This is a genomic window from Candidatus Seribacter sulfatis, from assembly GCF_964187635.1.
Lineage (GTDB): Bacteria > Verrucomicrobiota > Verrucomicrobiia > Opitutales > Seribacteraceae > Seribacter > Seribacter sulfatis.
Map to the genome: position 1 here is coordinate 1 of NZ_CAXLMO010000023.1, position 14,255 is coordinate 14,255.

Annotated in this window: 9 protein-coding genes; 6 read left to right on the forward strand and 3 right to left on the reverse strand. The window is 43.6% G+C overall.

Annotation, left to right across the window (positions count from 1 at the left end; translation table 11 throughout):
- Positions 1–230: 230 nt before the first annotated feature.
- The 3 genes from bamE to ACKPQ5_RS02985 form a co-directional block, all read right to left on the reverse strand.
- Positions 231–764 (reverse strand): outer membrane protein assembly factor BamE domain-containing protein, encoded by a 534-nt coding sequence (gene bamE, locus ACKPQ5_RS02975; protein ID WP_407677608.1) that lies wholly within the window; start codon positions 762–764, stop codon positions 231–233.
- A gap of 92 nt (positions 765–856) precedes the next feature.
- A complete protein-coding gene (gene holA / locus ACKPQ5_RS02980) occupies positions 857–1,951 on the reverse strand; it encodes a DNA polymerase III subunit delta (RefSeq protein WP_407677609.1) in 1,095 nt (364 codons plus the stop codon).
- A 41-nt stretch (positions 1,952–1,992) separates the two neighbouring features.
- Positions 1,993–3,291 carry a competence/damage-inducible protein A gene (locus ACKPQ5_RS02985; protein WP_407677610.1) on the reverse strand — a complete coding sequence of 433 codons (1,299 nt, stop codon included), beginning with the start codon at positions 3,289–3,291 and terminating at the stop codon, positions 1,993–1,995.
- A gap of 80 nt (positions 3,292–3,371) precedes the next feature.
- On the opposite strand from ACKPQ5_RS02985, the gene ACKPQ5_RS02990 reads away from it, so the two are divergent.
- The 6 genes from ACKPQ5_RS02990 (at position 3,372) to ACKPQ5_RS03015 (ending at position 14,254) form a co-directional block, all read left to right on the forward strand.
- Positions 3,372–4,853 (forward strand): excinuclease ABC subunit UvrC, encoded by a 1,482-nt coding sequence (locus tag ACKPQ5_RS02990; RefSeq protein ID WP_407677611.1) that lies wholly within the window; start codon positions 3,372–3,374, stop codon positions 4,851–4,853.
- Positions 4,846–6,123 carry an outer membrane protein assembly factor BamB family protein gene (locus ACKPQ5_RS02995; RefSeq protein ID WP_407677612.1) on the forward strand — a complete coding sequence of 426 codons (1,278 nt, stop codon included), beginning with the start codon at positions 4,846–4,848 and terminating at the stop codon, positions 6,121–6,123. Before ACKPQ5_RS02990 ends, ACKPQ5_RS02995 begins: the two co-directional genes overlap by 8 nt.
- 33 nt (positions 6,124–6,156) lie before the next feature.
- A complete protein-coding gene (locus ACKPQ5_RS03000; protein ID WP_407677613.1) occupies positions 6,157–6,993 on the forward strand; it encodes a fumarylacetoacetate hydrolase family protein in 837 nt (278 codons plus the stop codon).
- Positions 6,994–7,020: 27 nt separating this feature from the next.
- On the forward strand, positions 7,021–8,586 hold the full coding sequence (locus ACKPQ5_RS03005) for an aldehyde dehydrogenase (NADP(+)) (protein WP_407677614.1): 1,566 nt from the start codon (positions 7,021–7,023) through the stop codon (positions 8,584–8,586).
- A 171-nt stretch (positions 8,587–8,757) separates the two neighbouring features.
- On the forward strand, positions 8,758–10,485 hold the full coding sequence (locus tag ACKPQ5_RS03010) for a hypothetical protein (protein WP_407677615.1): 1,728 nt from the start codon (positions 8,758–8,760) through the stop codon (positions 10,483–10,485).
- A gap of 19 nt (positions 10,486–10,504) precedes the next feature.
- Complete coding sequence (locus ACKPQ5_RS03015; RefSeq protein ID WP_407677616.1) at positions 10,505–14,254, forward strand: GAP1-N2 domain-containing protein; 3,750 nt, start codon at positions 10,505–10,507, stop codon at positions 14,252–14,254.
- The last annotated feature ends 1 nt before the right edge of the window (position 14,255 follow it).

A 14,255-nucleotide genomic window follows, 5' to 3' on the forward strand; every position in this document is an offset into this window, starting at 1 on the left:
CAGCGACAAATCCTGCTGGGTTTGAGAGTTTGCTTTTTCCAGGACAGCCATTCTTTTTTCTAAAGCTTCAATTCTTGGGAGCAAATTGGGGTCAGTCTCAGTATTTTGTCCGCAGAGTAAATTAGAGATTAGAAAAACGATAAATAATTTAAGTTTCATGTATTTAGAGGGGCTGGTGAGGAATTGTTAATGATAGGAAATATGTGAACGGTATCGGTGGCAGGTTTTGGTTAGCCGAAGGGTGACTCGAAAGAGACTACCCGTTTGTCAGAAAAGTTTACAGTACCTTCTTCTTGGGATCCATCTGCATTTAAATCGCCACTGTAGTAATATATTTGCTCAATGTTCGGTTTAACAGATGGTTTTATTCTTGTAGGTGTACCTAATACTTTCCGAACTTCATAATAAGACATTCTTTTTCTCATTTTTTTCCAATTTTCAGGATTTACCCAGGGACCGGATGCTTTGTCGGCATTGCTGTTGATTTCAAAGCGTAATTTATCGAGGAATGATTTCTTTTGATCTGGATCGCTGGGTAAAATTTGGGCAAGGTCGGTAAGCTTAGAAGCATCGGTTTGTGTAGATTTAACAATTTCTTTTCGTAGTTGATTATTTTCTTTTTCAACTGATTGAATTCTTTGCTCTAATTGTTTCACTCTATTGGAAATTAATTCAATTTTGGCCAAGAGTTCTTTGTTCGAAACCGCATCGTTGCCCCAAACCGAAATACTAGAAAAAATAATTAAGAAAAAATATTTATGCATCTTACCTTTTAAAAGTGCAGACCTAATTTAGCCAAGCAAAAAGCTAGTTTAAGCACAGTTTATAATTTTTTTTAATTAGTTCTAAAACTTAATTATTTTGTAAGGGTGCGGATGGCTAAGTCTTTAATAATATTAGGTTGTTCCTCTTTGCCTTGAGATAGGAGTTTTTCAAAGGCTCCGATCAGGTCGGCTTGCAGGTCAATTAATCGACGGGTATTGAAGTTTTTTGTAAGGGGGAGCAGACGACCTAAAAACCAAGGGTTTTGTGAAAAGAGATTGAGTGTCGTTTTATCTCCCGATCCGGAGAAGTGATGAGCGTGTTTCTGACCAATTCTTTCGAGTTGGTCTTTTCCCAGCCTGCCATTGGGATCAATTTCTTTGCCATCCACTAGGACGCGAAGTTGAATGAGTAAGCGATTGCGGTTTTGTAAGTTGCTGAGGAGTGGACGGGCATCTTTGGCATGGAAAAAGTGCCGGTCAATTGCCTCGAGTGTCCACTTCAAATTACCGGAAAAGAAAGCCTCCGTGGCTTCAAAAAAATCGCCCTCTCCAAAATCGGGAACGAGTTGCATGATTAATTCCTCGGTAATGTCACCACCCTCTTCTCCGAGGTAGGATGCTAATTTTTTTGTCTCTTCCACTCCGAGGCGGGAGTGTGCTCCAATCTTACCGGCGAGGAATTCGAGGGCACCACTGGCAAAAGTTACCTCGCAGGCTTGCGCTGTTTCCTGAACGAGGCGTCGAAATGCGACATCTTCCTTTTCCTGTTTGGCCACATCTTCATAGGTGGAATTTTTCTGTAACCATTTTACAAAGCTGTGCCCGCGGTGAACCGGGCAGGCAGATAAAATAAGGACAGTGTCTCCTAGATTTCCGAGAAATGGTTTCATTGAATCGAGGGCATTTTTGGAACCCTGAGCCGCCCCCACCTTGGTCTGGTTGAGAAAGTTTGCTTCGTTAATCCAGATCAGTTTTCCTCCGCCAAAAAGGGAGAGTGTTTGCCCGGCAGTACGGGCTTCATTTAAAATTCTTTCCACCTCATCGACCCGATCTGCCCGACCATCAATTTGTTCGCGGGAAAGATCATCGGGAAATTGATCGATGTGTTCTTCAAAAATTTCTTTTGCCCGCTGACGAACTAAAAAGTCATCATCTCCTAAGACTACAAAAAATCCACCGTTTGCCATTTTGCCGAGGAGTGAGTGTGAAAGGGAGAGTCTCGGATGAACTAGATATTAAATTCGCCTGACTCCGCTGCGGCAAAAACTTCTTCCAATTTATACTTGCGTAATTTTCTTCTCATCCAATCCAGTGCGGCCGTTGCAGCCCGCCTGCGGTTGGATGCCCGATCTCCCCGAAGTTGAATTTTTTTAGCCCATACTCCAACAGGAGAGGCATAACCGAGGTAAATTGAACCGACTGGCAGCACTTGTGTGCCCCCTGTTGGTCCAGCAAAGCCGGTTACACTGAGACCATAATCTGCCCCGTATTTTTCACAGGCACCAGTGGCCATAGCAATCGCCACTTCCTCGCTGACTGCCCCATGCTGTTCAATCATGCTTTCCGGAACATCAAGCATTTGAACTTTTGCATCATTGTGATAACAAACTGCACCGCCATGAAAGACTTTTGAAATCCCGGGGATCTCAGTAAAGGAGGAGGAAAGTAATCCACCGGTACAGGATTCTGCCACGGCAATAGTCTTATTTAAATTTCGAACTTCGCGAAAAATAACTTCGGCAATTGTACGATCGCCCAGGCAGACAAAATCTTCGCCCAATGCATCACGACAGGCATCGGCTAGATTATGCAAGTCTTGATCGTTAATACTATCTGAATCCAGTGAACTTAATCGAATGTCAACCATGCCCGCATGTGCGCAGTAGCCAATAATGAGACCTTTTTTTCCTTCGAATAAATGCTCCACTTTTTCCGCCACGGTGGATTCCCCAATACCGGCAGTACGAATTTGTAAGTAACAATCAATCTCCGGGAAAATGCCTTCTTTTTGTAGTCGGGGAATCACTTGTTCTTCAAACATGGGATGCATTTCGCGAGCGGGCCCGGGAAGCATGACGAGAATTTTGTTATCTTTTTTAAGCCAAATTCCAGGAGCAGTACCGTAAGGATTTTCTAAAATTTCTGAATTCCCCAGGCGGTAACATTGCCTGAGGTTTATTTCGGGCATGGGGCGTGCAAGTTGTTTGAATCGATCCTTTAATGCAGTTTCAATTACTGGATCAAAAACTAATTCCTCTCCCAGTGCCTGGGCAATATTTTCCCGGGTAATATCATCGGTGGTTGGACCGAGGCCACCTGTGGTGATCACTAAATCAGACCGTTTCCAGGCTTCGGAGAAAAAAAGACGAATATCTTCCGGATTATCCCGGATCACTAAATTGGCGGCGGGTTCCAGGCCGTGGTGGGCGAGTTGGTTGCCTAGATAAGTAAGGTGAGTATTTTCACGAATACCAAGGAGAAGTTCATCGCCGAGGGTAATTGTCTCGACGCGTATGTTAGAACTCATAGATAGTTGTATTTAGGATCAGAGGTTATAATTTGTATTCTTGCCAACTTCTAAAATACTCAAGATTTTATAGATTGCCAATGCAAAATCAGAAACTCGAACTTCATAGCTTTATCCGAACCCTTCCCCAGGGCTCAGGTGTGTACTTAATGAAGGACCGATTGGGTCATGTTATTTATGTGGGGAAGGCCAAAAATCTGAAGAGACGGGTGAGCAGTTATTTTCAGGGTTCCCGTAGGTTTGTGCGGGCACAACCTAAAATTGCCGCTATGGTAGAAATGGTTTGTGAAATTTCGATTCATGAAACCAAAAATGAAACCGAGGCTCTCCTCCTGGAGGGTAAATTAATTAAGGAATATAAACCTCGTTACAATACTGACTTTACAGATGACAAACAATTCTTGTTGGTTCGGGTTGATTTGCAGAATGAGCTTCCCCGTTTTCGCCTATGTCGACATAAAAAAGAAGACGGCTCTCATTATTACGGACCCTTTGCACAGGCCGGTTTTTTACGGTCGACTCTTTCCGAAATGCGAAAAAAATTTGGAATTCTTCTCTCGGACGCCAATCCTGTAAAATTAGAGGACGGTCGCTTTCGATTGTATGATGATGCACGAGCGGAGATCTTTGCCGGACATAATGAAACCACTCAGGAAAAATATCGCGAGCGCGTGGAAGAGGCCTGTTCTTTTTTGGAAGGAAAAGCAAAAAGTTGGCTGGCAGAACTGCGAGAAAAGATGCAAAAGCATGCCGAGGCGATGCAATTTGAACGAGCGGCAGAGTTTCGGGATTTAGCGGATGCACTTTCCAAAACGATTAAAAAAACTCGAAGGTTTACCAAGCAATGGCCCAAGCAGGAGGATGGGAATTGGCATGGGTTGGAACGCTTGCGTGAAGTTTTGGAGCTGGATCGTCCACCTGCGGTCATTGAATGCTTTGATATTTCTCATGTGTCTGGCACCTTTGTGGTGGCCTCAATGGTCCGATTTGTCTCGGGGAAATCAGATCGCCGTTCCTACAGGCGTTACAAGATAAAAAGTTTTGAAGGAAATGATGATTTTCGATCGATGGAGGAAGTAGTGGGCAGGCGGTATGGCCGATTGTCTAAAGCCGGCCGTGAGTTTCCTGACCTTGTCGTAATTGACGGGGGGGCAGGGCAGGTAAGTTCTGCAGTAAAGGCATTTACTTCGTTGGAAATTGACCCACCTCCAATGATAGGTTTGGCAAAGCGCGAGGAGAGCATTGTTTTTCCGGACGGACGTGAGGAAATGGTATTAGACCCGAGGGACTTGGGATTACGAATGTTACAACAAGTTCGAGATGAGGCACATCGATTTGCAAACCAGTACAATGCAGATCTTCGAAGCAAGCGTATAAAAGAGTCCATTTTAGATGACTTTAAAGGACTTGGTGCAGTTAGGAAAGTGGCACTACTAACCCATTTTGGTTCGATTGAAAAATTGCGAAAAGCCACCTCTCTTCAAATCCAGGAGCTAGACGGGATCGGAGCCAAATTGGCAGACCGATTACAGTTGTATTTATCATCGGGGAAAAATGAATAGGCACTTTCTTCCAATCTGTTGCCTTCTTTCTCTTGCGTTACAATCTTTTCTGCACGGTGATTGGCCACGATGGAGGGGAGCGCAGGGAGATGGAACATGGAATGGTCCTGAGATTTCCAGAGTGTTACCGACTGCCGGTCTTAAGCGAGTCTGGAAAACTAAAGTGTTTCCGGGTTACTCCGGAATAACGATACAGGATGGACTTCTTTACCTAATGGATCGGCCGAATTCTGAGGAGGGGAAGGGGATGGAACGAATAGTTTGTCTGAATGCGAGTACAGGAGTGGAGGTATGGAGTTTTTCCTACCCGGTTGATTATGGTGATATGGGGTACGGGAAAGGACCACGGTCTTCCGTTACCGTTGAAGACGGGCGAGTTTTTACTTTAGGAGCCAGGGGACATGCTTTCGCCTTTAATTCGCAAACAGGAGAAAAAATATGGATGCGTAATTTGGTGGCAGAGGAAAATGCCACTGTTCCAATCTGGGGATTTTCGAGTTCGCCCGAGCCTCATGCGAGTGAAGTTCTTTTCCATGTTGGCTGTCAACCCACTGGTTCTGTCTTGGCGTTGTCCCAGGCGAATGGTGAAACGAAGTGGAAGGTGGGAAGGGATGAGGGTGCGGGATACGCTCCTCCATTGTTGATAGAATCGAAGGGGGGACCGCAATTAATATGTTGGGGGCCAAATCGAATTATGGGTTTACCGATTGGAGGAGGACAGGCGTACTGGGAGGTTCCATATGAGGTGAAATACGGAGTCTCTATCACTAAGCCAATTTATCACGAAGACATTATTTTGGTAAGTGGATACTGGCATGGGACTCGTGCGATTCTATTGGGGGAAAAGCTCGGTGATGCCAAAATCCTCTGGTCAGACGAGATTAATTTGAGAGGTTTAATGTCGCAGGCTTTATATCGGAAGGGCATTTGTTTTCTTCTTGATCGATCCAGTGGATTATCTGCATTTGAATTGAAAAGCGGTAAGATTCTCTGGCGTGATCAACATCAACTCACTCCGTCTGAACGAAATCCCCAGGCAAGCATCGTATGGTCGGAGCAGGAAGCGGGAGACGCACTTGCTTTGAATGCCTATGGAGAACTTGTTTTTATCAACTTAGGAAAAGAGGGTTATACCGAATACTGGCGTGACCAAATTATCGGTAAAACTTGGGCCCATCCCGCCTATTCTAATAATCGAGTGTTCTCAAGAGATGACAAATCGGTAGTTTGCCATGAATTACCCCTTGCTACAAAGTCTGTAAGAAAGTAGTAAATTCATTTTTTCATTCTTATTTGTTGAACGATGCATTTGTATAAAACTGGTGACGGATTTATTATTAAAAAGGAGGAAGATCATCGATTTGTGAACAATATTGATGATTGGAACTCTCTGATTAATAACGATAATTTGTGGGAGTGCCTTGAGGAGGAATGGCAAAGGGGGAGTTCTATTTCTGACCCTCAACAAGCTTTGATTAATTTGCTCCCTCCTGTCGGGGTACAAGAAGTTTGGGCAGCAGGAGTGACCTACCGCTCGAGTCGATTAGCAAGGATGGAGGAATCCCGGGATGCTGGTGGTGGAGATTTTTACAGCCGGGTTTACCAAGCTGACCGACCGGAGATATTTTTAAAAGCCACTCCAAGCAGGGTAGTGGGGCATGGGCAAAATTTTCGAATTCGCAAGGATTCCGATTGGGATGTCCCAGAACCAGAACTAACTTTGTTTGCAACAACATCGGGAAAGGTTGTGGCCTACACGGTTGGGAATGATGTTTCCTCCCGGAGTATAGAGGGAGAGAATCCATTGTATTTACCACAGGCTAAAACTTTTGATAAATGTGCCTGCTTGGGTCCCTGCTTGTATGTTCCACCAGAACCTCTTTCTTTGGACACTACTATATCCATTTTGATTCATCGTGAAGAAAAGGAAGTTTTTTCCGGCAAGACGACACTTTCAGAAATGAAAAGAACGCCAAATGAATTAATCGGTTTTCTTTTTCGGGAGACCTCGTTTCCACAAGGGGTTTTTTTAATGACTGGCACTGGTATCGTACCGAGTAATAACTTTACTTTACAATCGGGCGATGTTGTCTCGATTTCGATTGATCTTATCGGTACTCTAGTAAATTCCGTGGAATAGCTTACTAAATTAAACAATTATATAATTATGACTGAAACTTCATTAATTGGTTTTTCTCGAGGAGAACAGACGAGTTCAACTTTTCGTGCGGTAGACCCGAAAACGGGAAGTGAATTGGGCACAGAATATTCGCATTCGTCGGAAGGTGATGTCCAGCGGTCCTGTGAACTTGCTCAATTGGCATCCCTGCCCATGGCTTCACTTTCGGGTCAGAAAAAAGCAGAATTTCTACGATTATTGGCCGATCGGTTGGATGGAGCAGTGGATTCAATTGTCGAGGTTATGACTGTTGAGACTGGTCTGCCAGAAGCTCGGGTTCGTGGCGAGACTGGCCGAACCAGTGGTCAATTACGAATGTTTGCAGATTTACTCGTAGAGGGTTCCTGGGTTGATGCGCGGATTGATCGAGCGGTTCCCGATCGCCTTCCTCTGCCCAAGCCCGATTTACGTGCCATGCTTCGACCGATTGGCCCCGTTGCAGTATTTTGTGCCAGTAATTTTCCATTAGCCTTTTCAGTGGCTGGAGGAGATACGGCTTCTGCCTGGGCTGCGGGTTGCCCCGTGATAGTCAAGGCGCACCATGCCCACCCAGGCACTGCTTTAATAGTGGGGAAATTAATTGTTCAATCACAAAAAGAAAGTGGATTGCCGGAGGGGGCATTTTCCCTTCTGTTTGGTGAGGGTAGAACAGTGGGACAAGCACTTGTGACTCATTCAGTAATCAAAGCAGTTGGTTTTACAGGCTCTCGTTCTGGTGGTCGTGCTCTTTTTGATCTAGCCTCTCAGAGAAAAGAGCCAATTCCCGTTTTTGCAGAGATGAGCAGTATCAACCCCCTTTTCTTACTTCCTGAATTGAAATCGGATGAAATGGAGAATATTGCCGATGGATTATATGCTTCAGCCACCTTGGGAGGGGGACAATTTTGTACTAATCCAGGAATTGTATTTTATCCCAATAATGGAGACGGGAAAAAATTTCGGGATTCCTATGTTGAAAAAATGAAGGACTATACTCCAGTCGCGATGTTGCACCAGGGGATTCGCGAATCCTATGCCCAGGGAATTGAGGAAATGGTAAAACAACAGGGAGTTGAGGTACTCGTTCTGAGCGACTTATCGGAAGATGGCAATGGCGGTTGCGATGCAAGTAGCTGTGTATTAAACACTAGTATTGAGTGTTTTTTGAAAAATCCTCAATTAACAACTGAAGTTTTTGGTCCCACTACTCTTCTTGTTTCTTACGAAGATAAAGAAGATTTATTAAGAGTAGCCCGTGAAATGGAGGGCCAATTAACGGCCAGTTTTTTCGGTCATAAAGAAATGTTACCCCAGCATGAAAACTTACTCGACCTGATGGAAACGAGAGCGGGCAGACTTTTATTTAATCAATTTCCGACAGGAGTAGAGGTGTGCGAATCAATTGTCCATGGGGGGCCTTATCCTGCTACCACAGACAGTCGGTCAACCTCGGTGGGGACTGGAGCCATTTTACGATTCGCGAGACCCGTCTGCTATCAGGGGTTTCCGGATGAATTTCTTCCCGAAGAACTAAAGGAAGAAAATCCGGGTGGAATCAAACGAAAAGAAGGTTGAAATTTTAGGAACCATATCGTGTATAATTGTTTTGCCATAAAGCACGAAAAATCACTAGCATCGGATTTATAATTTATTTTTATCTCTCAATGAATATAACACATTTTTTTAACTATGCTTGGTAAGAAAAGCACCATAGGTATTTACGATTGCATTGAAGGGCAATTTCGTATGCTCGATAAATTCCCCTTTATTGTGGGATGCATGGGAAATGCAGACTGGCAAGTACCCGGTGGAGAAGGGTGGGAGGGAGCCTGTATGGTCAAGAAGTCGGGCAGTGCCTTTCGAATTGTACCGAATAAAAAAGGAGATGAGCGCCTTTTGGTAAATGGGGGTCCATTTGCAGAGCCTTTTAATGTGGAAGACGATGAAGTTTGTACCCTTCAATTTATGGGGTATCCATTAGTTGTCTTTGCTGGAAAGGATCCGAAGTCTTGGGCGGATCAGATTCAAAAAGGTCAATGGATCCTTGCAAACGGACGCACGGGCACAGACTATGCACAGTGTAGTCGATATGAAATTTTAGAAAAGATACAGGAATTTGGTGCGGATCTTTCAGAATGTGCGATCAAACCAGTTGGGTTAGATGTTCCGTTCTGGGTGGTTCATTTGGTGGAATTCTTGCAAAGACCTGAGGAGGAGGAAGAGGAAGAAGAGGCATTATACCAAGAGGAAATTGTCGTTGATCCGGATCGTGGCGAATTTACATGTCCGACTTGTTGGCTAAAATTTGATCGGGCCGATGTGCTCAGTATTGCGGTTCATGAAGACCTAAGAGGGGACCGTAAATTGGGAGAAGATGCAATGCTTCGTTTCGTACCAACTGAGTTTAATTCAAAGGGACAAGCGATGGATGCAATGGGGTTACCCACTACTGATGTTGCCTGTGTCCATTGTCACCGAAAACTGCCCCCCGGTTTTATGGATGTATCTCACCATATTTTTTCTATTGTGGGGGCACCAAGTTCGGGTAAATCTTACTACCTCAGTGTGTTAGTCCGTCAGTTACAACGAACCCTTTTTAGAGAGTTTGGAATTGCTTTCCGTGATGCGGACCCGAGTTGTAATGCGATTTTAAACTCAATGAAAAATCGACTCTTCGCGGGGAGTAGTTCAGCGGATGCAATGTTGATCAAAACTCAACTTGAGGGTGAAATGTATGAACGATTACAGAGGCACGATCGAGTAGTGGCATTACCCCGTCCATTTATATTCAGTTTATCTGACCCACGGGGTACTGGACATGATTGTTCGCTCATTTTCTATGATAATGCAGGGGAACACTTTGAACCGGGGATTACCAACGAAGAAAGCCCGGGTACTTTGCATGTAGCGAGTTCTTCGGGTATCTTTTTTCTTTTTGACCCAGTGGCCAGTCCGGAATTTCGCCGTGCACTTAAGGGGCATGATGACCCGCAATTTTCTATGGATGGAGGAGGGAAGAGATTGGACCAGCAAGATACGATCATGGCTGAACTGGAAATCCGGGTAAAACAAAATCAAAATATCAGCATTGCAGATAAAATTGATGTACCCCTTGCGGTGATGATTGGAAAGTGTGATATTTTGCGCGACCAATTGGACTGGGAGCGAATTCTTTGGCCTGTTAAGGATAAGAAATTAGACCTTGATATTGTAGAGAAGAATTCCGAGATTTTACGGGAATACATGATGGATATGCATCCGTCGATAGTGGCCAATTCCGAAGCACTCTCCCGTAATGTACGTTATTTCCCTGTGAGTCCATTTGGGCACAGCCCTGAGCGGGTTGAATTAAATGGACAAAAATACATTGCCCCAGATCCAGACAAATTGGACCCTGTAATGGTAGAAATTCCTACCTTGTGGGTACTTCATCATGTCGAACCAGAATTGTTGCCCGTAGTCTCCGGTACCTAATTAGATTGGGTTTCCTTTAATGGCTCAACAACTCATTTTTACCAGTACGCCCCAGGGTTTAGAACCTGGACGTACTGGTTATTGTACCGTTGCTCGGCACAAGGACTTAAGGCATCGGCTCGTCCGGGAACTCGAAAGGTTGAGTGTCTATGATTTTGGACAGCAAGCGGGAGGCACCCGGGTTGCAATCTCAATTTTTCGAAAGATTATATTAGGGTCCGAGGAATTTTATGTTCTCACTAAAATTTGTGACGCGGGGCTTGATTATACCAATCGAACCAACTACTTGGCCCATCATTTAATTTTGGATGGCTTTGAAATTGCTACCTGTCCATCCCCCGCAGAGATTTTTCTTAATTGGAATGGATGGAAGAGTAAGTGGGAGGAGGATGCACGTTATCTAACGCCTGGGGAGGAAATTACCCTAACTGATTATAAATCCAGCGGATTGATACCCTGTAAAAATTGGTTAAGTTTTACCAATGACCCAGGCAATGCGGCGACCCTTGTTTCTCCGGGATTGGTCCCTCCCATTGTCTTAGAAAATAGCCCCGCAAAAAGTGAACATTTATTACAGTTATTTGCTGAATCTTCTGCTTTGTTGAAGTTATCTTTGGATGCATGGGATTATTCCTTTACCACATTCTTACAGGGGAATGATGATATAAAATCTTTTGCCTGGGTCGGGATTGAAGGACAGCCGGCGGGAGAACGATTGAAACAAGGAGGCTTGCGAAATTACATTGATTTACGAAATTGGACATCCAGTTCAATTGCAGATGAGGTGGACCCCGCTCTTGCCCATGTGGCTCGAAAAGGTCCGAACGTTGCCCCTACTAAGAGAGTGAAGAATGCAACCTCTTCCAATACCCGTTCTCCTCTCAGTCAAAAACAAGTTGAGCAAATTAAGGGTGCAAATTCAGGATACTTGAGCACCGCTCCGAGTGGGTCGACCGTTAAGGCTCAGGAGGCTTCCACCAAAAAAGAAAAAAAGAAAAGACCCTGGCTATTGCAATTAGCTGTTATTTCGACCGCATTGTGCTTGCTGGGTGCATTAATTGTAGGATTGGCGTACAACCTTGGAGATTGGTTTAAAAAAGAGGAACCCCCTGTAAATCAAGTAAATAGGGTAACACAAGAACAGGATGAAGGGGATAATCTTTCAACTGTAAATTCTATCGTTCCCGGTGCATTTGCTCAATTGGATCAAATTGAATATTTAAAAATTGCCCAAAAGCACCCCTATTTACGCTGGGTTAGTGTTGATGTGGGAACCGATGAACCTTTCCAGATTAATATTAATGACGACCAATTTGATCGGTTTGAAGAAACTTTGGAGAAAAGTCAGGAGGGGGATGAATTAAAAGTAGTGCTTACAGAAAGGGAGGGAGAGATTGTTTTTGATGAACTCTCTATGGCTCCTGCCCCCGAGGATCGTGGTCGAGCCCAGCAAATATCTTTTAATGAGGAGGAAACAATTGCCATTTCTGAAGAGGGGGATCAGGTCTCCTTCGTAGTGGGGGATGAAACTTTTTCCTATGACTTACGTCGTGCCCAAGGCAACGAAGCAAACAGGCTCAGAAAGTTAAACAAACTTTTACAGTCCGGGCAAAAAACGCCCCTTACTCTTAGGCTTGAGGGATCGCGGGTCGTTCACATCGAACCCTTTGAATTACCGGACGATAAAAAGATTGATGATTCAAATCTTGCCAACACTGCCAAGCAGAGGGGAAAGCCAATGGTACTTGAGCAAGTAAAAGGAAAAGGCTCTGCTTATTTTGAACCCGAACAAATGAGGATTCAATTACCAGTAAATGGTACTAGTCGAAAAGCCTACACCTTCAAAGAAGACGAGAGTGCAAAAATGAAAGACCTCTTCGACTTTCTTGAAAAAGGAGAAGAGGGAATCGATTTAAATATTCGCTTAAGCGAGGATGGTGAGGAAATTACTTTTCTTGATTTTGAGTTTCCGGAAGAGAAAATTCGTCCATCGGCTGAAGAACTTATTTTATCTCCCAGTTCTTTACTCTCAGAAAAAAAATTCCTCTTTTGGATACCGGGAGTGGAAAATAATGGAAAATGGAGAATTGATAATTCTAAAAAGTCATTCGTTTATAACGATTCCGAAACGGCCGATATTTTGCTTTCTTTATTTCGCGAGTTAGCGAAGAAATCGACTAATCCAGTTGCCTGGATGACGGACTACCAGAAAGGTTCATTATTTACTAATAATCAGTTTGAGAAAGAGTCTCTTGTCGAGGAATTCAGCTATGAATATAAATTGAGCCAGCACCCTTTAGACCCAGTCAAAATTGCCAACATATCTTTTAAGTCCGGGCAGAGTTATTCCTTTGATTTTGAAATAACGGAAGGAAAAAGCATTGAAATTTCATATGGCTCTAATCACGCTTGGAATTCATTAAACAATGGAAAGCTTATTCGATTGCCCCTGCTTTCTTCCGCTGGTGGATGTATTGATTTATTTTTATTATCTCATCAACACGCCAACCTGACAGACCTTTCAGAAGTGGGTCAGGATTATGACCTGACTCGAAAAGCGTTATCCGTTTCTGACGAGTTGTTGCGCGATGGAATGTTTCAATTTTTATCGGAGGGGGAGAATAAATTACACCTTACTTATTCAGTTCTGCCCAATTCCCCTCATGCCTCAAAGGTTTTCTTTAACGAACCTGTCTGGCGTGATTTTATCGATTCTACAACGATGAAATTAGCGGGATTACCGACTGCACTAGTTCAATTAAACCCATCCCGTCCCTTGGATGCACAGGTTGAACTGGACTTAGATTACTTTCGTGGGATTTCAGAAGATTTTCTTACAGAAAGGCAGAGGTGTGAAGAGAAATTAAGTCAGTTGGGCAGTGCATTTCCGAACCCTGAAGTTTATAAAAATTTAGTAACTTATGGAAGTGAGTACCCTAATTTGCTTACCTTTCAGCCTGGTACCCCCTTTTCCTCCTTTGCTTACAAATTACCCCTTTTATTGATTCAGCAAAGTTTTTATTCCTGGGATGAGGTTCGATTTAACAATTTAAAAGGAGAACTAGACCTCGCTTATAATAATGCAGAATTACTTTCTGACCCTGCCCTTTTTTCTTTGTACTGGACCCAATTAGGCGAAGTGGTGGACCAATACATCTCGGACAGCATACAAAAAGACTTTAATTATAAAGCGGACAAGGCATTGAAAGATATGAAATTGCTTTTTGACTTTTTGACCTTAATTCTTCGCACAGAAAGAACATTGGGAATAAACGAGGGCGAATTATTGAAAAACCTGCAGGGTATCCGTTCTAAACTTGCCTCGCCCTCCGTTGAGAATCCACTCGGGTCGATCAATAAAGAAATTCGTGGGTTATCGAATCCGCAGTTAAAAGAAGCTTTTGACCTGTACTACAAAAATTATCAGAATCAGCAAAGAGAATTGATTCCTCCCACGAAGCTTACTTTTGAAACTTTGGGTCTGGCTCTTTCGACAATTTCAGACTTAGGCAAAAATATAATCTACAAGGAAAAGGAATCGGAGATTAGGCAATATCAATTTTGGGTTCAAAATTTTGCTTCGATTAATCAAGAGATTTTAGCCAAGCAGGAAGATATTATTAATTCGCTTCCCTTGGACTCTGCGGAACGAATTAAAAGAATTATATCAGAAATCCCCTGGACACTGGCAGTCTATAAAAGGACCTCAAATGGACAATATGTAAAGCAATCCGATTTTTTACGGCTTGCTCCTCCGTCCAAGTTTTAAC